The following is a 21,696-nucleotide window of genomic DNA, read 5'->3' as shown; positions in this document are numbered from 1 at the left end:
CGTGGGTGTCCTGCAAAATAGGTGAATCTTGCTCAGAATACGGGGATGGTACGGAGAACCTTGCTGGGCAAGGGTTTGAAGGACGACGGGTTATCCCGCAGAATGCCCCTGTGCGGGGCAACGCCAGCAAACCGGAGGCACAACGCGGATGCCAGCGAGAAGCCAAAACCAAAACCAGAACCAAACCGCAAAAGGCGTAGCCCGCGCCAAGAAGGCAAATACAGCGGCTACGTCGCAGAGCAAAACCAATACGCTAAAATACCGCCCCGCCCAAACCGCAACCCCTCATTGCGCTCACGCGCAAACAGCAACCCACATGGCCAAACTACTTTCTGACCTCGAATTCCAGCGTTTTTCCGAGCTTCAGCAAAAGCAGGCAAGCTTCACCATCACGAGTGAAGAAGCCGACGAACTCCGCGAAATCGTCTCGCGCGCGCAGCAGAAACGCGACGACCGCGCCACCGCGATGAAGCAGATCGAGACCTTCATCGCACAGTTCGACATCACCCCCGACGAACTCTTTTCCGCCGATCAGATCGGCGATGCAGCACGCAACTTCGGCCTCATTCCGGCCGCAAAGAAAGAACGCGTGCTGCCGCCCACAGTGACCTTCAACGGTAAGCCCTATCAATGGACCCGCGCGCTGCCCGATGAAGTGCGCGTGCCGCTCTTCGAAGCATTCGCGGCAGGCCAATCCGTAAAGTCGTTCATCGCGACACCCAAGGACGCGATGCGTTGCGCGACAACCATCGCACGTCTCGAACGCGAAACGGGCGCAACGTATGCAGCCGAGTGGCTCGACGAACTCGCCGTCTCGCGCGAACAGGTGGATGCAGCCTCGGCAAAGCTCGCGGCTTAAGCGCACCCATCCGTAACACGCGCGCCCCCTCTAGTGCGTGTTGGCAGAACATGCAGGCGACGCGCCGAACCCACGTGCGCCGCCTTTTTGTTTGTCATCGTCGGGTTGTTCGAGCGCCATCCTGAAGCCGACGACGCCCGGATCGTCGGTGCGCGCCGTCGTGAAACCGACGGCCGTCGCAAGTCCGATCATCGCCGAGTTCTCGCGCAACGCCTCGCCGACGATCCAATGCGTGCCCCGCGCCCGCGCGTACGCGATGATCCGCTCCATCAACAACCGCCCCAACCCTCTGCCCTTCTGATCCGAACGCACGGCCATCGCGAATTCCGCCGTTTCGTTGTCGGGATCCGCGACCGCGCGCACCACGCCGAGCGTGTGCGTCGTGCCGTCGTCGTTCTGCGTCGTCGCAATCAACGCCATCTCGCGGTCGTAGTCGATCTGCGTCATGCGCGCGAGTTGCGAATGATCGAAGCTGCCGACCGCGCCGAAAAAACGCAGGCGCAGATCGTCGGGCGTCATCGATTCGACGAACTCGCGATGTGCCGCTTCGTCTTCGGGACGAATCGGCCGCACTGTGATGCGCTGGCCGCGCCAGTCAAGCGTCTCTTCGAAGCGCCGCGGATACGGCATGATCGCGAAGCGCGTCCGGTTCGCAGACAGCCGCAGACGCGGCGCGACGATCGCCGCGCCATTTTTCGTTACGCGCAACGCCAGCTTCAGCGACACGATCTCGCGTATCTCCGAAACCGCCTGCGAAATCGCCGTGAATGCATTCAGCACGGGCTCTGGCTCGACCTCGCGGAAGTAGGTTGAGTTAGACAGGATGTCGCGCGACAGCACGGGATTCAGCGGCGGCAGGCCGAACACGCACATCGGCCGCCCTTCGTCGTGCTCGGGCGGCGCGGTGAAGCGGAACACGGGGCCGAAGTTGTCGTCGTCGCGCAGTTCGACGGCAATGTCGACGACGGCGTGCTCGCGCGCATCGTCGGAAACGGTGCGAAGCCCGAAGTGCGCGAGCAGCCGCGCCGCCTCGTCGCCGTCGAGTTCCGTCACGCCCGACGAGAGCGCCGCGCACGCCTGCGCCTGCGCGGCATCGATGGATTCGGGCACGCGCGCAGGCTGGCCCTCGGGCGTCTGCATCAGCAGTTCACGCACGGCCCGATATTCGACCAGCCGTTCGAACGCGCGAGCGAGCCGCTGCGGCGTGGTGTGCACGGGAATGCCGTGCTCGTGCAACGCATCTCGCGTCTCGCGCTTTACGCCGCCAAAAAAACACGCGAGCAGCCCGCGATACGCGTATCGCTGATTCGCGATCAGAGCCTGCGCCACTTCTTCGACGGGCGCGCTGTGCGTCGATGCGTGCACGACGAAGGCCGTGCCCGTCGAACGATGGTCGGCCAGAACCTTGAGCGCCACGCCGAAATGTTCTGCCTGCGCGTCGCTGCCCAGCAAAAGCGGATTGCCCGGCCTGGCGCGCGGCAACGCCTGTGCGAGGGCGTCAACGGCGCCCGGCGGACAGGGCGCAAGCGTATCGCCGGCGGCCTTGAAGGCGTCGGTGGCGAGCGTCGCGACGCCGCGGTCGCTCGTGATCAGCGTCGCAGTCGCGCCCGCCGCAACGCGGCCAACGCCGAGCGTTTCGATTTCGTCGAGCAGATCGTCGAGCGCATCGACGCGCACCACGCCCGCGCGGCGGAAGGCGGCTGTGTAGAGCGCGTCGTCGGGATCGCTGCGGCCCGAGCGCAGCGCCAGCACCGGCTTGTTACGCGCCGCTGCCCGCGCCGCCGACATGAACTTGCGCGCCGCCTTCACAGAATCCACTTCGAGCAGGATCGCGCGCGTGCCGGCGTCGCTGGCGAGATAGTCGAGCACGTCGCCGGCATCGACGTCGGCTTCGTCGCCGAGCGCGACCGCATGCGAAAAGCCGAGGCCGCGCGCGTGAGCCCAGCCGAGCACCGCGTTCGTCAATGCATTCGACTGCGACACCCACGCAACGCCCCCTGCCCGCACCGTCACGGAAGGCGCGCCAAGGTGCGCCTTGAGCGCGGGTGTGACGATGCCGAGGCTGCCCGGCCCGACGACGCGCAGCAGATGCGGGCGCGCCGCGGCGAGCGTGTCGCTCACATGGGCGCGACCCTCTTCGCCGCGCACCTCGCCCACGATGATCGCCGCGCGCGTGCCGCGCCCGCCGAGCGTATGGACGATGCCGGGCCAGGTTGGCGATGGCGTGCAGATGATGGCAACGGTGGGCGCGTCGGGCAGATCCCCGGCGTTGCCGACGCATGCATGGCCGTCGAGCATGTCGTACCTGGGATTGACGGCCCACACGGGTCCATCGAAACCGCCTTCGATCAACCGCTTCCACACCATCGCGCCCGTGCTGCCGGGACGGTTCGAGGCGCCGATCACGGCCACGGATTTCGGACGAAACAATGCGTCGAGGTTGCGTACGGTCACGGGCGCTCCGCAGTGAGGTGAGTGCGCGCTTCGGGCACAGCGAGGCGCGCGATTTCATCAGTCATCAGAATAGGTGATGAGCAGGGACGTCGCGATGTCAGCGTGAAGCGCGCGTTGGTTCAAGCCACGCCGCGCCGCTCGCCCGTTTCAGCCGATGTTAGCGCATGGCGTCCCGGTGCAAGCGCCGGCGACGATGCGACAAACGCGCGGCCGCTCCCGCCGCGCGCGATGCAGCATGTCGAATCGCCCCACTGCTCGGCGACGCTTCGCGCCGCGGCGCGACGTGAAACGCGGTGCCGTGCCGAGAGTCGATAGGCGGGAGCGTGGCCGCCGACCGGCACGGCCGGGGGCGAGTCAGAGAATGAAGAGACTGAAGGAAGATTTATGCGGCGTTTGCCCTCGCTGATCGCGTTGCGCTTCCTCGACGAGACGGCACGGCACATGAGTCGTAACCGCGCCGCCGTCGCGCTGGTGCGTCAAACAGGGCGCCGTCAGCCGGCAGGTTTTCACCACGGGTCGGCTCGCTGGCCGACGAATTGTCGGACGCAGCGCTGTCCGTGCGCACGGAACCCACCGACGGCTGCCACTGCAATATCCGCTTTGGCCTCGACCCGCTGCACGTGCTGCCCGCCACGCACACGGGCAACATTAGCGAACCAGACGGGAAACGCGGCAACCTACATGGCCTTCCTGAACGGCGCCCCCGAATGCTCGCGCAGTTCGTTAAACACGATCTTGGGCCAGGCCTTCTGCGCGACTTCGATTTCGGAAATGTGAGAGGCAAGATAAGTTGGCGCATCAGCCGCGTCGTAAGCAATCCGCGGCGAGTAAGAATCGCAGAAGCGCCGCAGTTCAGCGGCGTCGTCGCACGTCACCCACCGTGACATCCGGTACCGCGCAGGCGCCATCCGCACATCGACCTTGTACTCGGTCGACAACCGATGCGACACCACTTCGAACTGCAGTTGACCCACAGCGCCGAGAATGGTCAGTCCGCCGACCACCGGCTTGAACACCTGGATTGCACCCTCTTCGCCCAACTGCTTCAGCGCCTCGCCGAGCTGCTTTGAGCGCATCGGATCGACCACTTCGACCGTCTGGAAGATTTCCGGCGCGAAGAACGGCAGGCCGACGAATTGCAACTGTTCGCCTTCCGTCAGTGTGTCGCCCAGACTCAGCGTTCCGTGATTCGGGATGCCGATGATATCGCCCGCGTACGCTTCGCTCACGGTCTCGCGACGCTGCGACAGGAACGTCACCACGTTGTTCGCACGGAACGTCTTGTTGTTACGCGTAACCTTCAGCGCCATGCCGCGCTCGAAGCGCCCGGAGCAGACGCGGATGAACGCAACGCGGTCGCGGTGCGCCAGGTCCATGTTCGCCTGCACCTTGAAGACGACACCCGTGAACTTCGGCTCGTCCGGCTGCACCGGACGCTGCACCGTGAGGCGGGCGGACGGCGGCGGCGCCAGGTCGACGAGCGCGTCCAGAATTTCCTTCACGCCGAAGTTGTTGATCGCCGAGCCGAACAGCACGGGCGACTGCTGGCCTGCGAGGAATTCGTCGCGATCGAAGGTGGGCGTCGCGCCCGTGATCAGATCGATTTCTTCCTTCGCGCGCACCCACGCGTGGCCGAACCGCCGCTCGCCTTCTTCGTCGCCGAGCGCCTGGATCGTTTCGACCGCGCCGCCAAGCGTGTCCTGACCGGCGCGGAACACGCGCACCTGGTCGTTCTGGATGTCGTAGACGCCTTGAAATTCCTTGCCCATGCCGATCGGCCAGGTGAACGGCACGGCCGACACGCCCAGATGCTGCTCGATTTCGTCGAGCAGATCGAGCGGCTCGCGCACTTCGCGGTCGAGCTTGTTGATGAACGTGACGATCGGCGTCTTGCGACTGCGGCACACTTCGAGCAGCTTGAGCGTCTGCGCTTCGACGCCGTTCGCGCCGTCGATCACCATCACGGCGGCATCGACGGCCGTCAACACGCGGTACGTGTCTTCCGAAAAATCCTCGTGGCCCGGCGTGTCGAGCAGATTGATCACGCAGTCGCCGTACTCGAACTGCATCACCGAACTTGCAACGGAGATGCCGCGCTGCTTTTCGATTTCCATCCAGTCGGACGTCGCATATCGGTTGCTCTTGCGGCCCTTCACGGTGCCCGCAATCTGAATCGCGCCCGAAAACAGCAGCAGCTTTTCGGTGAGCGTGGTTTTACCCGCGTCAGGGTGGGAAATGACCGCGAACGTGCGGCGGCGTTTGAGTTCGGAGACTGACATTGGCAATTGGGGTCATGGCGCACGCCCTTGCGACAGGCGGCGGTACGGCAACCGGGCGCGGCGACATGCCGGAGCGGCCCGTAAGAACCGGCGAAGCCGCGATGATACACGTGCCGGAGCAACCCATAAGTATAGCTGGAGGGAGGGGATCGCCCGCATGAAAGAGCCCGAAGCACCCATTCAGGGCGCTTCGGGCTTCGGCCAGAAACAGAGCTCGGAGCGGGCTGGGCACCGACACGCCGACGCCCTTATCCTGGCAGTAGAGAATCAACTCGCCCTCTTCCTCGCGATACGCGAGGTTCAGTTGCAGCTGCATGTTGATCGGCTCGTGCCAGCCGTTGCGCTCGCATGCCTGCACGATCTTCGCGAGCTGCCACGTGTACATCGTCGACACGCCGATGTAGCGCGCCTTGTGCTGGCCGAAAAGCGGGACGATGAAGCGATGTTTCGTGATCCGGGGCGTGAAGCGCACTCAACTCCGGGCTTCCGCCAAGTCGCGACCGACGCCGTGCCAACGTTAAGGTGAGCATATTCGGGAACAGTGAAATGACGGTACGCGATACCGTTGTACGAGTGCGTGGCGTTCGGAAGAGATGTGCGCGCCATGCGGACACCCGTGATCGCGAAAGCGCAGCGGCGCCGTGCATCGCAAGCAGCAAAGCCTTGCCCTATAAGGCTCTCAAGCAAGCGATCACAAACGGGAAAGACGCTTTGAGCGGCGTGCACTGGATGATCGGCAAGCAAGCGGCCGCAAGTCCGGCGCGACCCTGCTAAAGATCGGCGCCAGTTCATCCTGCAAAAGGTGAGGGTTTTCGGGATTGCCGCTAACGTGCGCTTCGCAGATACCCGTTGCCTCACTATTCGGCTCCCCGCTGGAGCCGAACGCCTCCGTGGGACAAGAAGAAACAGGAAAAACGCAAACGCGCCCATCGCCGATCGACGGGCGCAGGCGTCGAGCTTCACTCGCCGATCAGAAACTTCTCGCGATTCTTACCCGCGAGCCAGCCTGGCGCGCGGCCACGTCCGCTCCAGGTTTCGCCCGTCTTCGGGTTGCGGTATTTCGGCGGCAGCGCGGGTTTGCGCGGCGCGCGTGCCGCCTTGCTCGAGAATCCGAGTTCTTCGGCAGTGATGCCGTAGTCAGCGATCTTCTGCCTGATGTCAGCGATCGCCTGGGTCACTTCCTGTTCACGTGCCTGTTCCATCTCTTTTTGAAGCTTCTCGAGCTGGGCGGTCAGCTGTCTGTATGTGGCCATCTGGCGAGGTCTCCTGGAGGGGCGGTACGGCAACTGAGACCGTACCAGACCTAAAAGGTGCCGGATAGCAGTGCCGTGCTGTCAGACGTCCACGAGCACTGCGATTCGTCAATCAAGCGGCTGTCAATCGTCGATTGCGTCGTAAAGACGACGCTCGAAATCGACAACCGTGTCGAGCGGTTCGACGTAACGTCGCTGTATCAGCATCTGTCCGATCAGGTGTTCGCCAGGATCGGCCAACCAGTTGGTGCCGAAGGCGCCCGGCCATCCGAACGGGTGGATCGGGAGATTTGAAGCCGTTGAACACCGACGCATACGCACTGGCGAGCGGTCCCGCCGACGTGAACTGATATGCGAAGCCCGCTCGATGCATGAGCAGATCGACCACGGTGATGGGCGCGCGCCACTTGGCGGCGGTCAGCGCTTGTAACGAACTTCGAGTGCATGCAGTGCGTCGCTCAGCTTCTGGACGCGCCTGATTTGCGACGGCACCGCCGCAGCAAGCGCTACCGACTCGATGCGGCTGCGCCAGTACGACAGCGGAATCCCGTCGGCCGCAGAGATGCGTGAGATGACGTGTTCCAGATGCTCGATGTCCTTCTCGATCTGCTCATGGTTCATTGCCTTCACCGTCGTCCCTCGCAAGGCGTCATCGGTTAGCACGCTATGTGCCGCGGAAAACCGACGGCCGCTCTCTCAATGTCGTTGTATGCCTGCACCGGTATGTCTTCGTTGCAGCACTGCTGCATCCGCTGTCCAGACAATCTATACGAGGATTTCGACACGTTCCGTTGGGAGCCGCACGCAAGCGCCTCGCGCGATGCGTCAGCGCAACGCGCTTGCGTCGGTGACGCTACATGCGACGGCGGTTGTTCAATGACCTGAGAAATCGGTGAACGTACCGGCTGATCTGCACGATGCCGAAACGAAACGAAACGAAACGAAACGAAGCGAAGCGAAGACGTTCGGACCGATGCCTCCGCATCGAATCCGGCATATAGCGTGGAAAAGTCGAAACGGGGCGCTTCGGAGCCGACCGCAGGCGCGGCGGCAAAAGCGAATACGTGGGATGCCGTGCGTCTTACTTTCCGCGGCACGCGTACAGGAGACTGCGTACACCGTTCCCGGTCGTCGTGCGCATGGTGTCGAACGCCCCGCCGCACATCGCCTGCGCCTGTTGCTCGCAATTGTCCGAGCCCGCCGGGCATTGCACCAGCGTGGTGGGCCGTCCGTCCGGCGAAAACAGCGGCGGCGCGCTGCTGCACGCGGCGAGCGCGCCCGTCAGCGTGAGAACGGCGGCGAGCGACGCGCCGCGAACCCAATGCATCGTGCGAGCCGCAGATGTTTGACTGCGTATCATGAGAATCCCCGTTGGCCACTTCTTTTTTGACGAACGCGATTGTGCCATGCCCGCCTGCATTGCGTTTATCGCGTCATTGCGGCTGTCTGTCGGGTTCGGCAAGCGTCTTGTAGGGCATTGGTCCATGCGTGCTCGCACCGATTCGCACGAACACCTGCTCGACGTCGGGAATCGCTTCGAGCTGCTGCTGCAATACGTGCCTGTCGAACGGTGCGCCCGCGCAGCCTTCCGCGTAGACGAAGCGCCGCTGCACCGTGATCCACACACTCGTGCCGTCGAACGCATGCGAGTCCGTGAAGCGCGTACGAATCGCCTTGGCAATATCCGCGTCGTACATATACGAATTCGGTTTCGTACATTTGTGGGCGAGCCAGCAGGTCGTGCCGCGCTCCGCCCGATAGTGCGCGTCGTCTTCCATCTGCGCGCGGGTCATCATCGGACCGAGCGGCACAGGGCAATCGGCGAGCGCATGCGAGAGCGTGAAAAACGGATCGCTGTACCAGTTGCGCCGTTCATCCGGCCCACCCGCCGACGATGCTTCCTGTGCATGCAGCGGGACGTACGCCGCATTCGCGATGAACAGCACGATCCCGATGATCCAGCTTGTCATGGCCGCGTCTCCTTCAAGTCCGCCTCGTTGCAGCACCACGATCCTACTGCGCAGCGCCGCTCGCCGCGAGCGCTGCTCATATTGCTCGACGGTCACACGTCGATGCCATACGCGGCGATCTTCTTGTAGAGCGTCGCGCGACCCATGCCGATGCGCGCGGCCGTTTCCGTGACGCGTCCCTCGCACGCGCGCAGCGCATCGTCCAGAAAGCGCTTCTCGAACGCGGCCATCGCGTCCGCCCACTGCTGCGGCTCCCGTTCCATCGAAGCTCCGGCCGCCGCATGCTGCACAGGCGCGGGCGCTACGAACGCGGCCTGCCCGCGCACCGGTCCGATGAACGGCGCAAGCGCGCGCGCATCGATGCGTTCGCTGTCCGACAGCATCACCGCGCGCTCCAGCGTGTTGTGCAGCTCGCGCACGTTGCCGGGCCAGCCGTACGAACACAGCAGGCGTAACGCGTCGTCCTGCAGTTCGAAGTGACCGCCGCGCACCTGCGTCGACAGATCTTCGAGAATCGTATAAGCGAGCGCCTCGATATCCGTTTGGCGCTCGCGCAGCGGCGGCGCATGAATGGTCAGCACGTTGAGACGATAGAACAGGTCCGGGCGAAAGCGCCCCTCGGCGACAAGCGCGGGCAAATCCGCCGAAGTCGCCGCAATGATCCGCACGTCGGCGCGCACGATGCGGTTCGACCCGAGCGGCTCGAACTCGCGGTCCTGCAACACGCGCAGCAGCTTGCCTTGCAGCGGCAGCGGCATATCGCCGATCTCGTCCAGAAAGAGCGTGCCGCCGTCGGCGAGTTCGAACTTGCCGACGCGGCCCTTGCGGTCCGCGCCCGTATAGGCGCCCGCCGCCGCGCCGAAGAATTCGACTTCGAGCAACGCGTCGGGGATCGCGGCAACGTTGACGGTGACGAGTGGCTTGGTCGAGCGCGACGATGCACCGTGAATCGCATGCGCGAGCAGTTCTTTCCCGGTGCCCGTTTCGCCGAGCAGCAGCACGGGCGAATCGACTTGCGATGCACGCCGCGCCTGGCGCTTCACTTCGAGACTCGCGGCGCTCGTGCCGACGAAGCTCGCGAACGTGTACTTCGCGCGACGCGCCTGAGCCAGCGACTGGCGCGTCGCGATCAATTCCTGCTGCACGCGCGAGTAGTGAGAAAAAAGCGGCGTGAGCGCCTTCATCTCGTCGAACAGCGCGAAGCCGACAGCGCCGACTGTCTTGCCTGCATCGTCCTTCAACGGCAGCCGCGTGACGACGAGCGGCTCCCGATCCGTTTCGAGAACGTCGAGGAGGATCGGCTTGCCCGTCATCACGACTTCGCGCATCAGGCTATTCGGGATCACCGCTTCGCAGTCGCGGCCGATCGCCTGTTGCGGATCGGAGAAGCCGAAGCGAGCGGCGTAGCGCTTGTTGATCCACACGACGCGCGCATCCGCATCGACGATGAATGTGCCTTCGCTGAAGTTTTCGAAAGTGCGGAAAAGCGAGTCCATCGCGCGGCGCAGGACGTCGCTGTAGGTCGCGGGCAAGCCCGACCAGTCGTTCATCATCTTGACTCTGTCTCCTGTCGGGCCCGAGTTGGCGCTTCAGCGCTTACTCTCGTCCGATGCAAAGCTTGTATCGATTTGTATGCTGACTGTCTCATTCTGTGGACAGATTATCTCACGCACGAGACCTGCAACAACCCCGTCAATTCGGGTATGCTTCGGCGCATCGGCCTCGATGGAACGGAATTGCGTCTCTCTTTTGAGACGATTCTGTACTATCGTTCGAATCGACGCGTCGCTTCCCTGTTGATCAGGCGGGAGAAACCCGCGCGACGGTCTTGGCACGGAACCTGCGTTATGGGCGCCTGTCGCCGTGGCCCGCTCGCGCGCGTCAACGTAGAACAACCAAGTACTGGAGACTCAATTGGCTTTTGTCATCGTCCTCGCCGCTCTGGCGTTCCTGATGTTTGCCGCCTATCGCGGCTACAGCGTGATTCTCGTCGCGCCGATCGCCGCGCTCGGCGCGGTGCTGCTCGTCGATCCCGCCGCTGTCGCGCCCGTGTTTTCGGGCATCTTCATGGAGAAGATGGTCGTCTTCGTGAAGCTGTATTTCCCCGTGTTCCTGCTCGGCGCCGTATTCGGCAAGGTGATCGAACTGTCGGGCTTCGCCGCGTCGATCGTGCATTCGGCCATCCGCTATATCGGCCGCGCGCGCGCGAACGCAGTGATCGTCGCCGTGTGCGCGCTGCTGACGTATGGCGGCGTCTCGTTGTTCGTGGTGGTGTTCGCGGTGTATCCGTTCGCGGCGGAGCTGTACCGCCAGAGCAATATTCCGAAGCGCCTGATGCCGGGCGCAATCGCGCTGGGCGCGTTCTCGTTCACGATGGATTCGCTGCCGGGCACGCCGCAGATCCAGAACATCATTCCGACGACGTTCTTCAAAACGACGGCATGGGCTGCACCCGGTCTCGGTATCGCCGGTTCGCTGTTCATCATCATCGTGGGCCTGTCGTTCCTCGAATGGCGTCGCCGTTCGGCGATGGCGAAGGGCGAAGGCTACGGCACGTCGCTCGTGAACGAGCCGGAACAGATTGAAACCGACTCGCTGCCGCATCCGCTGCTCGCGATTGCGCCGCTGGTTCTGGTCGGCGTCGCGAACTTCGTGCTGACGCGCATGATCCCGGAGTGGTATGGCGCGACCTACACCGTTGCCGCCGACGTACTGCCGGGCAACCACACGCCTGTGACGGCGACGATCAAGACCGTGGTCGCAATCTGGTCGGTGGAAGGGGCGTTGCTGCTGGGCATTCTGCTCGTGGTGCTGACTGCATTCGGCCGCGTGAGGGAGCGTTTTGCGTCGGGCACGAAGGCGGCTGTCGGCGGCGCGCTGCTCGCTTCGCTGAACACTGCCTCGGAATACGGCTTCGGCGGCGTGATAGCTGCGCTGCCCGGCTTTATCGTGGTGAGCGATACGCTCAAGAGCATTCCGAATCCGCTCGTGAATGCCGCCGTATCGGTGAGTTCGCTCGCGGGTATCACGGGGTCTGCTTCGGGCGGTATGAGCATCGCGCTGGCAGCGATGTCGGATCTGTTCATCAAGGGCGCGGAAGCGGCGCATATCCCGATGGACGTACTGCATCGCGTGGTCGCGATGGCGAGCGGCGGCATGGATACGCTGCCGCACAACGGCGCCGTGATCACGCTGCTGGCCGTGACCGGGCTGACACACCGCGAGTCGTATCGCGACATCTTCGCGGTGACCGTCATCAAGACGCTGGCCGTGTTCTTCGTGATCGGGCTTTACTACGCGACGGGTCTGGTTTAAGCCGTCGTTCGATGAAAAAAGGGGCGCAATGCGCCCCTTTGTTTTTGCGTGAGCGGATCGCGTCCGTTTAGCTGGACACGTACGCAACGTACGGACCGAGGCCTACCGACGACGACGCACCCGAAATGCCGTAGTACATGTGACGGCCGTAGAAGAACGGCATGCCTATATCGATGCCGTTGTACAGCGCGACGCCCAGGTTGTTGAACGCGAAGTTGCCGGAGTTGACCAGCGTCACGCCGTTGCTGACATTGAACTGGACAGTTGCCGTCGCGCCGTTCGTCGCCGTGAAGATGGCCGACAGGCCCGTCGGCGCGGCAGGCGTATAGAACCCCTTGACTCCCTTGGCCAACGAAGCGCTCTGGAAGTACAGGCCGCTCGAACCGGAATCGAAGAAGGCCGTCTTGCTATACGAGCGTCCTTCGAACGAGGCATCCATGTTTCCTGCGGCCGTGGTCGACAACACGGTCGCGCTCGTTCCCCGCAGCGCATTGTTCGACTGCGTATCGATGCCGAACACCAGCGTCCCGTTCGCCTTCGCAGCCCCTGTGTCGGCGACCTGATACATCTCGACGATCACGCCGTTGTTGTCGGTCGTGAACTGCGTCACGGGATTCGGCACCTGGCTCGTCAACGGCACCTGAGTTGGCGTGCAGGTCGAGCCCGCGCACACGTAGTAGGCGCCTGTCACCGCACCATTCGCGCAATCCGCGCCGCAGTCGTAGGGCTGGGTGCCGATGCCGAGGATGCCGTTGGCGCCGAGATCTGCGACCGTCGCCATATTCGAGCCCGTCATGCATCCACTGACGCCCGTCGGAATGCTCGCACTAAGCGCGGGATCGGAGATGACCTGGATCGGCAGGTTCTTCGCGACTTCGTTCGACATGCTCAAATCCGCCCGACGAACGAGACCCCACGTGTTGCCCGAGCCGAACGACGCGCATTCGGCGAGCGGTTGAGCGGATACCGTCTCCTGCGTCAGCTGGTTGTACGTGCCCGTCGGAATGGCGGACGCGAACAGGCGCAAACCGAACGATCCCGTATCGAGGAGCACGTTGTCGATGGTCGAACAATTCAAGCCTGCGTTCGTGTTCGGCGCGCAGATCCTGATGCTCACCATCGGGAAGTTCAGCACGTTGCTGACCGACGACACGACGATGGGCACCGTATTCGACGAGTTCGACGACACGGGCGTCGCCGTCGGATCGGCGAACGCGGTGCTGACGGCCGTGCTGGTGGTAGCCGTCGAGCTAGACGCACCGGACGATCCGCCGCCGCCGCAACCCGCCAGGGCGACACACATGCCGCTGACGGCAAGAAACCACTTCAATGTGCGCATTTGCTGTCCCCTCGCGTTACTGGATGTCATCGCTGCTCATGCCGGCGGGGAGATCCGCCGGCACCCACGCACGTCCGACATAGGCGCCCATATGCCCGCCCGTCTCGACCACGACATCGGAACGCTGCACGGTCGCGGGACCGAATGCGCTGCCCCGCTGTGCGTGCTGCTGGTTGACGGCATCGAGGTAGCCGGCGAAGTGGCTGCCCATCAGCGAGCTGAGATCGGGCGTGTGCGGACCATGCCAGGTCGCGGCAAAGACAATCCCCGACTGCCCGACGTATTCGCGAACCAGCGTACCGTCGGCCAGCGTGGCCTCGTTGACGGTGTACGGCACGGCAGATGCGCTCATGCGTCTGACCGCCTGAGTCGAGCTTGCACTGCCGCTGGCGGCGTAGGTCGGGCCGGCGCCCAGCGCGGCGTGGGCAGAAAGACAATTGGCCAATGCAACGGCTGCCAACAGACCTTGAAGTCGTATTTTCATTAAAGTCCTCGGATTATTCTTTTCGATCGAATCCAAGCCCGCCCGCTTGCATGGATGCAAATAACTTAATGTTTTCCTTCCCCTGCATCTTTAACCGTATGCAAGGTGCACATGCGCAGGCATGACAGGGATCAACTCCCGTTAACGGTACGAGGGCTTTAAACTGAAGAATATTTTGAGGAGCGGCAGATAGCCGTTTTCATTCCGACGGTTAAATGAAAACGAAGGGAAAGACTGAACGAATCTTCCACATGGCGATGATGCCGTCCCATTGGGCGACCGGCGTGATAACTTTCACCATTGCACGGACACGATGGCCACAAACAACAACGGCGCGCATGCCCTAAAGCATGCGCGCCGCTTCATTTGTTCTTTTTAGAGAGCCTGAACGGACGGACCATCTTGCTTCGTCGAATCGACAACGATGTTTCCCCGATCGTGTTCGACCATCGCATTGTGAGCCGGGTCGTCGCCAACGTCATGCGCGCCCGAAGAGGCCGATACAGAGTCCGTCATGGTGTCCAGGGAAGGCGTGAGATAAATAACGACAGATCGCACATAAACTCCGATTGGCACCAAGCCCGCATTTTAACGCATGCAGCAAGATGGTCCGTGTTTGTGTGATCGCCGGGCGAACGAAAACAACGCGCCGCTGCATAGGGCGCGCCACATCGACACATCAGCGAAACATCGAGACGCTAATGACGCATCGACTCGGGCAGCGACATCAGCAATGCCGTGATGTCCATGTCCTCGTCAAGTTCAGGCCAGAACAGCTGCTGCTTGTCGAGCGAAATCGCGAAGTGCTCGCGCTCCGAATCGGTCGCAGCGGCGAGCGTTGGAAACCAGGTGAGTGGAAATTCGACGGCGCGGCCGTCGGACAGATCGAGAAACAGATGTGCATTATCGAAATGCACATCGACGGCATCGGCACGCATGATCGTCTCCCGCGGGGGTCCAATCAAACGATAGCCGTGCCAGCTGCGTGCTTCAAGCGCTTTGCACGGGGCACGAACAGAAAGGCGCGCGTTACAGCTCGGGCCTCGCCAGATCGTGTTCGACGATATGCTCGCCGTACACCTGCGCCGCAGCGAGCGCTTCTTCTTTCGTCGGATAGGGACCGAGGTCGGGCGCACCGTCGAACGGAAACAGCAGGCGTCCGTCCGTCTTGCGCACGACGCGCAGCACGCCGAAAAAGCGCCGGTAGCCGGCGAGCTTCGAGCCCGCGCTGACTTCGAAATCGCCCTCGCTCTTGCCGGGCACACCAGGAATGAAACCGCTCATGTTGGACTTCTTGAATGCGTGGAATGTGGTGCGAAAAACGCCATTTTCGCACGACCATTGTGTGCGCTTCATGTCGACGCACACCCTGCATTCAACGGAGCGTGGACGCGTCGCCCGGCCGTTCGTTGATGTACGTCGCCACGTCGCGCTGTTCCAGTGCGTCGCCGAGTTTCATGCGCAGGAAGCTGCTCGTCGTGTAGCGTGTGACGTTGGCATAAAACTGGTTCACGAGCTTCATCACCATCGCCGAATACGTGGGGATCAATTCGGGGTTGATCGAAAAGTTGTCGTAATTGATGATCGCGTGCGGCTTGATGTGCACGCCCGACAGACGCGATTCGACCTCGTGCCGGATGGTGTCGATCTGTTCCTGCGTCGTGACCTGCAAGCCCTCGAAGTTGACGAAGAACATGTTTTTTTCGGCGTCGTAGTTGAAACGCTCTTCGAGCGGCAAACACAGCAGCAACGTGCGCAAGCCCATCGGCGCTGCGCGGAAAATGCGCTCGTCCATCAGACGCGGCGGCTGATCGATGATCGGCGTGAAGCCCATCTGCGCGACGATATCGTTCTGCACGTCGACGCCTGGCGCAACTTCCGTCAGTTCGAGTCCGCGCGGCGTCAGCGCGAACACGCAACGCTCGGTGATGTACAGCACGTGCTGTCCGCGCTTCGCTGCATATTCGCCGCTGAACGTGCGATGCTCGACTTCATCTACGAACTTCTGACATGTCCCTTCGCGATTGATCTTCAGACGCCCATCTTCGATTGCCACGTCGAGATTGCCCGCGTTGAACGTGCCGACGAACACCACACGCTTCGCGCTCTGGCTGATGTTGATGAACCCGCCCGCGCCCGCGAGCTTAGGTCCGAATTTGCTGACATTGAGATTGCCCTGGCGGTCGGCTTGCGCGAGCCCGAGAAAGGCAATGTCGAGGCCACCGCCATCATAGAAGTCGAACTGATACGGCTGGTCGATGATCGCCTGCGTGTTGGTCGCCGCGCCGAAATTCAGCCCGCCGGCCGGAATGCCGCCGATCACGCCCGGCTCCGTCGTCATCGTGAAGAGATCGATCACGCCCTCTTCGTTCGCGACATTCGCAATGCCTTCAGGCATGCCGATGCCCAGATTCACTACGCTATTCGCCATCAGCTCCATCGCCGCGCGCCGCGCGATCACCTTGCGCTCAGTGAGATCCATCGGCGGCACCGAGCTCGCGGGTACGCGCAGTTCGCTCGCAAATGCGGGCGAATACGGCTCGGCGAACGTCTGCCAGTGATGCTCGGGCCGCGCGACCACGACGCAATCGACCATGATGCCGGGTATTTTCACGTTGCGCGGATTAAGCGTGTTCGTATCGGCGAGCCGTTCGACCTGGACAATCACCACGCCGCCCGAATTGCGCGCCGCCATCGCAATGGCGAGTGCTTCGAGCGTCAGCGCCTCGCGTTCCATCGTGACGTTGCCGTTCGCGTCTGCCGTGGTGCCGCGAATGATCGCGACGTCGATTGGGAAGGTCTTGTAGAACAGATGCTCGTTGCCGTCGATTTCCATCAACCTGACGAGATCCTCCGTCGTCCGGCTATTCAGCTTGCCGCCGCCGTGACGTGGATCGACGAAGGTACCGAGGCCGATCGTCGACAGATGTCCCGGCTTGCCTGCGGCGATGTCGCGGAACAGATGCGAAATCACGCCTTGCGGCAGGTTGTACGCCTCGATGCGGCTGTCGATGGCGAGTTGCTGCAGCTTCGGCACCAGCCCCCAATGCCCGCCGATCACGCGGCGCACAAGCCCTTCGTGGGCGAGATGGTTCAGCCCTTTCGCTTTGCCGTCGCCCTGGCCCGCCGCGTAGACGAGCGTGAGATCGAGATGCGCGCTCGATGCATCGGGTGTACCGAGCGCGCCCGGCCCGCCCGACGTCGCCGCGTTCGCATCGAAGAAACGTTCTTCCAGCGCGATCGCCACCTCTTCGGCAAAGCCGACACCGACGAAACCGCCCGTCGCTATCGTGTCGCCCCGACGAATCAGTTCGACGGCTGCCCGCGCGCTCACGACCTTGTCGCGTCCGACCTTGCGGTCGGTAACCGGGAACGGGTATTGGAATACGGCGCGCATGGTGTCTCCTGGTTGCAGCCCGTTCGAGCGAATGCCGCCACGGGTTGCGACGTGCGAGGTGCAACCCGCAGGAGCATGGATGGTTGTTGTGGTGCCTGAACGCTCAGGTTAGCAAGCCGCGCAAACGGCGTCAGCATTTATCGACACGTCTCACACAGATGCGACGCGATTTGCCGAACCGGCGGTCATTTAAAAAGCGAGCCGCGTTTTGAATGCAATTTCCGAAGCTTAGGAAAACAAAGCTTCTCCAGTGCGCTTGCTATTCCCATCAAACAGCGATGCATCCGGCATCCGTATAAGCCAGTTCCCATGCGCGCCCTTGCGCGAACAACGACGCTATGGGTTCGGCCCTTCGAAAACAGGCACAATCGCTCGGCCTAAACAAAAACCGCGGCGCGCCGTAAACGCTGAAAGCAGCGCCGTCCGCATGCGCAGCAATAATTACCGCCGAAGCGGCTGGCCACCATGAAAGGCAATACTTTTCCCCATCCGATCAACGCAGGTTGCGCAGCGCGCTTGAGCCTGCTCGCGCTGTCGACAGACGCTGCGTTCGCTGTCGCGCCGTATCGGTGCGTCCAGCGCGCCGCTTTGCGCACACACTGAGGCGAGTCTGCACATGCCGACGAGCCTTTCATTGAAGTGGCGCCGCGCCTTGCGCCGGCAAGCCGCGGACCCATCTCAACAGGATCAGCACTTTCTTGCGCTTTTGCTCGGCGCGTGGTCGAGCCGCCGCCCAGTCGGTCTCACCGGCTTCGCGATCAGCGTCGCCACGGGAATCGGCGCGGGCACGGCGAGCGTTGCGCTCCAAATGGCGTTGCGCGGCTCAGTGAGCGCACCGTTCAGCACGCAGGTCGCGATCGGCGCGACGGTGGGCGCGATTGCGATGATCGCAACACGTCGGCGCTTCGCCGCGCAACAAGCGCGGCATGCCGCAGCGATGGCGCTGGCCAGTTCGTTCCTCGACGCGAGCCGCGATTGCGTCAAGCTGCTCGACCTGCAAGGCCAGATGCTTCGCATTAACGACTATGGCGCGACGCTGATGGAAGCGTCGTCGCCCGTTCAGCTCGCGGGCGCGGATTGGCTCGGTTTCTGGAAAGGCGGCGATCGCGATGCCGCGACGACCGCGTTCAGGAACGCGCTGAACGGCACGCCCGCATCGTTTCGCGGCACTTGCACGACGACGGCAGGCCAGCCGAAGTGGTGGGATTCGCAGCTGATTCCCGTGAAGGATCACGGCGGCAAGGTCGTCGCCGTGGTCTGCGCATCGCTCGACATCACGAACCAGACGCAACTGCTCCAGCAACTGCGCGCGAAGAGCGAGCTGATGTCCGAGATGGAGGCGCACGTGCAGCTCGTGTTCTTCTCGTACAGCGCGAACTTCGAGTATTTCCATTACATCACGGCGGGTTCGTCGAACGTGTTCGGCCTGGAACCGGAAGAGTTCATGCGCAACCCGAACAGCTGGCGCGAACTCGTGGTGCCGGAAGACCGCGCCGCGCTGCAGGCCGAGATGACGCGCATCATGACGGAATCGACGGAAGGACGCGCGCAGTACCGTATCCGCAAGGCCGACGGTTCTGTGCGCTGGGTGCGCAGCACGGGCTATCCGGTGATCGGCGACAACGGTGACGTGCTGCGGATCGTCGGCATCACCGAGGACGTGACGGCGGAACAGGAACGCATCGCGGAACTCGACCGGCTCGCGTACACCGATTCGCTCACGGGTCTCGCGAATCGCGCCGCGCTGCTGCGCGAAATCGAAAGCCGCTGCGCGGCGAGCAAGCCGTTCGGCCTGATGTTCGTCGATCTCGACCGTTTCAAGGTGCTCAACGACACGCTCGGCCACCTCGCCGCCGATCATCTGTTGCGTCACGTCGGCGGCATCATTCGCCGTTCACTGCCCGACGACGCGTATATCGCGCGGCTGGGCGGCGACGAATTCGCGGTGCTGATCGGCAGCGTCGTCGACCAGCCGGGGCTCGAAGCGCAGGCGAAGGCACTGCTCGGCGGGCTGTCGGAGAATCGCCTCGAAGGCCTCGCGGGTGCGTTCATCACGGCGTCGATCGGCATCTCGATCTATCCGGAGCACGGCAGCGGCCACGACGCGCTGCTGTCTAGCGCCGACGTCGCGATGTATGCGGCAAAGAAGACGGGCCGCAACGGCTACCAGTTCGCCGGCAAGGAAGCGGCGCGGACCATCGGCGATTTCGAACTCGAGCGCGACGTACCCGAGGCGCTCGCGACGAACCAGTTCTTCTTGCACTTCCAGACCATTCACGAGCCGCATTCGCTCGCGGTGCACGGCGCCGAAGCGTTGATCCGCTGGCAGCATCCGAGGCGCGGGCGGATATCACCGGGCGATTTCATTCCGCTGCTGGAGGAAACCGGCTTTGTCGAAGACGTCGGCGTGTGGGTGCTCGACAACGCGCTGCGCCAGCTCGCTGCATGGCGGCAGGCGGGCGCGATGAATCTGGGCGTGTCGGTAAACGTGTCGGCGCGGCAACTCGGCAGCGAGCAGATCGTGCAACAGGTGGACCGCGCGCTCAAGCGACACGGTATTCCGCCCGGCAAGCTCGAAATCGAGCTGACGGAAACCGCGCTGATGAAGAATCCGAAGCAGGCGCGGACGTCGATCGTCGAGCTGAAGCGGCTCGGCGCGCGCATCGCGATCGACGATTTCGGCACGGGCTACTCGAGCCTGATGTATCTCGCCGATTTCGAGCCGCACACGCTAAAGATCGACCGGCACTTCACATCGAAGATCGAACACGATCCAACGACGCAAACCATCGTGGAAGGCATCATCGATCTGGCGCACAAGCTGGGCATCCAGGTGATCGCGGAGGGTGTCGAGCAGACTGCGCAACTGGACATCCTGCGCCGGGTGAATTGCGATTACGTGCAGGGTTACCTGCTCAGTCGGCCGCAGGCGCCCGAAGGACTGATGACGCGCGCGCAGCCTGGCGCGCGCATCGGCCCGCGCGTCAGAACCGGTGCCGCAAGCCCGCGCCGATCAGCACCTGATTGTGGCCCGACGACGGATCGGCCGAATTGATGACGGCCGGCGCGCCCGACGACGCGCGCTGGTAAATAGCTTCCAGATACGTATCCGTGCGCTTCGAAAACTGGTAGTCGGCCTGCACGCCGCCGTTGTGCCAGTGCGCGCCCGAACCCTTCGTGTACGTGTACGAACCGGCCAGCGCGACGGACGGCGTCAACTGGTAGATACCGTTGACTTCGTAGTTGGAAAAGCCCGCGGACGGCGCGATGCCGCCCGTATCGAGTACGGTGACGCCCGTGAATGTCGAACGCGACCACGCGGCCGCCATCGTGAAATCGCCGATCGCATAGCTCACGCCGACGCCGTATGTGTTTTGCGTCTGCACGGAAGCGTCGAAGACATCGTTGGTGCTGGTGGGCAGCACGACGGCCTCATACGCACCCGCCGACGAATTGCCGCGCCCGTTCGCATGCAGATACGCGGCGCCCGCGTTCAGCGCGCCCGCCTGATAGCTCATGCCGAAGCTGTACGCGCGGTTGTTGGCAAACTGACCCGCCGTGTTGGAGAACGCGTACATGCCGCCGAACGTCAGGCCGCCGAACGACGGGCTTGCATACTTGACCGAGTTGGCGGCGAGGTAGGTGTTGTTCGCGTTGTCGTTGTCGAACGGATGAGCGAATGCGGTGCCGCCCGTGCCGCCCGTCAGCGTGAATGGTGCCAGGTAGTCGTGCACGAGATCGTACTGATGGCCCAGCGTCAGCGTGCCTGCCTTCTCGTTGCCGATGCCCACGTAGTACGGGTGATCGTTGAGCATTTCACCCGACGTGACCGAAAAGCCGCGCTCGAGCCGGAAGATCGCGCGATACCCGCCGCCCAGATCCTCGATACCCTGCAAGCCCCAATAGCTGCCGTCGACCAGGCCGGTCGTCGACTTCCACTGCGAATGTCCGCCGACGTTGCTGATATATGCGAGGCCCGTGTCGAGCTCCCCATACATCGTGACGCTGCTTTGCGCGTGGGCGCTGGTGCCGAGCGAGAGAAATGCGGCGCTTGCGATGGCCGCCGCGGCTGTCTTGTTGATCTTGTTCGCGGACATGCTTGGCTTCCCTGAGTTGAGTCGATTCGAGTTCAAGACGCGACTTTTTATAGGAACAACAGCCACACGCACAAGTGGAGCGCGTCAAATATCGCGCACGGCTCCGTAATCTGGCTTACGAAATGCAAGCGAATCCCGATATTGGATTCGCGTGAAACGGAAGTAAAGCGAAATCAAATTGCCGGATTGCCCTACGTGCAGCGCGATGCGCGATCCCGGCGGGACGGACTGTTTGTAAGAAGCGTACGC

General features: G+C 62.9%; 17 protein-coding genes and 2 pseudogenes. 5 read left to right on the top strand and 14 right to left on the bottom strand.

Going from position 1 to position 21,696, the window contains the following annotated elements; genetic code table 11:
- Positions 1 to 316: 316 nt before the first annotated feature.
- On the top strand, positions 317 to 859 hold the full coding sequence (locus tag BPHY_RS21580) for a hypothetical protein (protein ID WP_012403580.1): 543 nt from the start codon (positions 317 to 319) through the stop codon (positions 857 to 859).
- 30 nt (positions 860 to 889) lie between these two features.
- Here BPHY_RS21580 and BPHY_RS21575 read toward each other — a convergent pair whose 3' ends face one another.
- Positions 890 to 3,313, bottom strand: a complete 2,424-nt coding sequence (locus BPHY_RS21575; RefSeq protein WP_012403579.1) for a bifunctional acetate--CoA ligase family protein/GNAT family N-acetyltransferase — start codon at positions 3,311 to 3,313, stop codon at positions 890 to 892.
- A gap of 384 nt (positions 3,314 to 3,697) precedes the next feature.
- On the opposite strand from BPHY_RS21575, the pseudogene BPHY_RS43245 reads away from it, so the two are divergent.
- Positions 3,698 to 3,954: pseudogene (locus tag BPHY_RS43245) on the top strand (LysR family transcriptional regulator); the annotation flags it as partial.
- A 36-nt stretch (positions 3,955 to 3,990) separates the two neighbouring features.
- On the opposite strand, the gene BPHY_RS21565 reads toward BPHY_RS43245, so the two are convergent.
- The 3 genes and pseudogenes from BPHY_RS21565 to BPHY_RS21555 all read right to left on the bottom strand — a co-directional run bounded on the left by BPHY_RS21565 (position 3,991) and on the right by BPHY_RS21555 (position 6,845).
- Positions 3,991 to 5,592: a peptide chain release factor 3 gene (locus BPHY_RS21565; RefSeq protein WP_012403578.1), complete on the bottom strand. Its 1,602-nt coding sequence runs from the start codon at positions 5,590 to 5,592 to the stop codon at positions 3,991 to 3,993.
- Positions 5,593 to 5,770: 178 nt separating this feature from the next.
- Positions 5,771 to 6,004: pseudogene (locus tag BPHY_RS39690) on the bottom strand (aldo/keto reductase); the annotation flags it as partial.
- 547 nt (positions 6,005 to 6,551) lie between these two features.
- Positions 6,552 to 6,845 (bottom strand): H-NS histone family protein, encoded by a 294-nt coding sequence (locus BPHY_RS21555; protein ID WP_012403577.1) that lies wholly within the window; start codon positions 6,843 to 6,845, stop codon positions 6,552 to 6,554.
- Positions 6,846 to 6,920: 75 nt separating this feature from the next.
- Between BPHY_RS21555 and BPHY_RS44240 the strand changes: the two genes are divergently transcribed.
- Positions 6,921 to 7,139 carry a hypothetical protein gene (locus tag BPHY_RS44240; protein ID WP_157686663.1) on the top strand — a complete coding sequence of 73 codons (219 nt, stop codon included), beginning with the start codon at positions 6,921 to 6,923 and terminating at the stop codon, positions 7,137 to 7,139.
- Positions 7,140 to 7,262: 123 nt separating this feature from the next.
- Here the strand turns inward: BPHY_RS44240 and BPHY_RS21550 are convergent, their stop codons facing one another.
- From BPHY_RS21550 to BPHY_RS21535, 4 genes are all read right to left on the bottom strand, one after another.
- Positions 7,263 to 7,466 carry a hypothetical protein gene (locus BPHY_RS21550; RefSeq protein ID WP_012403576.1) on the bottom strand — a complete coding sequence of 68 codons (204 nt, stop codon included), beginning with the start codon at positions 7,464 to 7,466 and terminating at the stop codon, positions 7,263 to 7,265.
- 460 nt (positions 7,467 to 7,926) lie between these two features.
- Positions 7,927 to 8,205, bottom strand: coding sequence for a hypothetical protein (locus tag BPHY_RS21545; RefSeq protein ID WP_012403574.1), 279 nt, complete (start codon positions 8,203 to 8,205; stop codon positions 7,927 to 7,929).
- Between the two features lie 73 nt (positions 8,206 to 8,278).
- The gene (locus BPHY_RS21540; RefSeq protein WP_012403573.1) at positions 8,279 to 8,815 is read right to left on the bottom strand and encodes a BON domain-containing protein; all 537 of its coding nucleotides are present in this window, start codon (positions 8,813 to 8,815) and stop codon (positions 8,279 to 8,281) included.
- 92 nt (positions 8,816 to 8,907) lie between these two features.
- Positions 8,908 to 10,368 carry a sigma-54 interaction domain-containing protein gene (locus BPHY_RS21535; RefSeq protein WP_012403572.1) on the bottom strand — a complete coding sequence of 487 codons (1,461 nt, stop codon included), beginning with the start codon at positions 10,366 to 10,368 and terminating at the stop codon, positions 8,908 to 8,910.
- A gap of 361 nt (positions 10,369 to 10,729) precedes the next feature.
- On the opposite strand from BPHY_RS21535, the gene BPHY_RS21530 reads away from it, so the two are divergent.
- Positions 10,730 to 12,130, top strand: coding sequence for a GntP family permease (locus BPHY_RS21530; RefSeq protein ID WP_012403571.1), 1,401 nt, complete (start codon positions 10,730 to 10,732; stop codon positions 12,128 to 12,130).
- A 67-nt stretch (positions 12,131 to 12,197) separates the two neighbouring features.
- Here the strand turns inward: BPHY_RS21530 and BPHY_RS21525 are convergent, their stop codons facing one another.
- From BPHY_RS21525 to BPHY_RS21505, 5 genes are all read right to left on the bottom strand, one after another.
- Positions 12,198 to 13,469 carry a DUF3443 domain-containing protein gene (locus BPHY_RS21525; RefSeq protein WP_012403570.1) on the bottom strand — a complete coding sequence of 424 codons (1,272 nt, stop codon included), beginning with the start codon at positions 13,467 to 13,469 and terminating at the stop codon, positions 12,198 to 12,200.
- Positions 13,470 to 13,485: 16 nt separating this feature from the next.
- Positions 13,486 to 13,953: a DUF2844 domain-containing protein gene (locus tag BPHY_RS21520; protein ID WP_012403569.1), complete on the bottom strand. Its 468-nt coding sequence runs from the start codon at positions 13,951 to 13,953 to the stop codon at positions 13,486 to 13,488.
- Positions 13,954 to 14,651: 698 nt separating this feature from the next.
- The gene (locus BPHY_RS21515) at positions 14,652 to 14,891 is read right to left on the bottom strand and encodes a DUF2442 domain-containing protein (protein ID WP_012403568.1); all 240 of its coding nucleotides are present in this window, start codon (positions 14,889 to 14,891) and stop codon (positions 14,652 to 14,654) included.
- Between the two features lie 91 nt (positions 14,892 to 14,982).
- Positions 14,983 to 15,237: a DUF6723 family protein gene (locus tag BPHY_RS21510; RefSeq protein WP_041765236.1), complete on the bottom strand. Its 255-nt coding sequence runs from the start codon at positions 15,235 to 15,237 to the stop codon at positions 14,983 to 14,985.
- Between the two features lie 91 nt (positions 15,238 to 15,328).
- Positions 15,329 to 17,350: an acyl CoA:acetate/3-ketoacid CoA transferase gene (locus BPHY_RS21505; RefSeq protein ID WP_012403566.1), complete on the bottom strand. Its 2,022-nt coding sequence runs from the start codon at positions 17,348 to 17,350 to the stop codon at positions 15,329 to 15,331.
- Positions 17,351 to 17,966: 616 nt separating this feature from the next.
- Between BPHY_RS21505 and BPHY_RS21500 the strand changes: the two genes are divergently transcribed.
- On the top strand, positions 17,967 to 20,405 hold the full coding sequence (locus BPHY_RS21500) for a putative bifunctional diguanylate cyclase/phosphodiesterase (protein WP_012403565.1): 2,439 nt from the start codon (positions 17,967 to 17,969) through the stop codon (positions 20,403 to 20,405).
- On the opposite strand, the gene BPHY_RS21495 is transcribed toward BPHY_RS21500, so the two are convergent.
- A complete protein-coding gene (locus BPHY_RS21495) occupies positions 20,335 to 21,447 on the bottom strand; it encodes a porin (protein ID WP_012403564.1) in 1,113 nt (370 codons plus the stop codon). The two genes, BPHY_RS21500 and BPHY_RS21495, sit on opposite strands and share 71 nt — an antisense overlap.
- Positions 21,448 to 21,696: the final 249 nt, after the last annotated feature.

It is taken from the genome of Paraburkholderia phymatum STM815 (assembly GCF_000020045.1).
In the GTDB taxonomy this organism is placed as follows: Bacteria; Pseudomonadota; Gammaproteobacteria; order Burkholderiales; family Burkholderiaceae; genus Paraburkholderia; species Paraburkholderia phymatum.
This window is presented reverse-complemented; position numbering and strand designations above follow the sequence as displayed.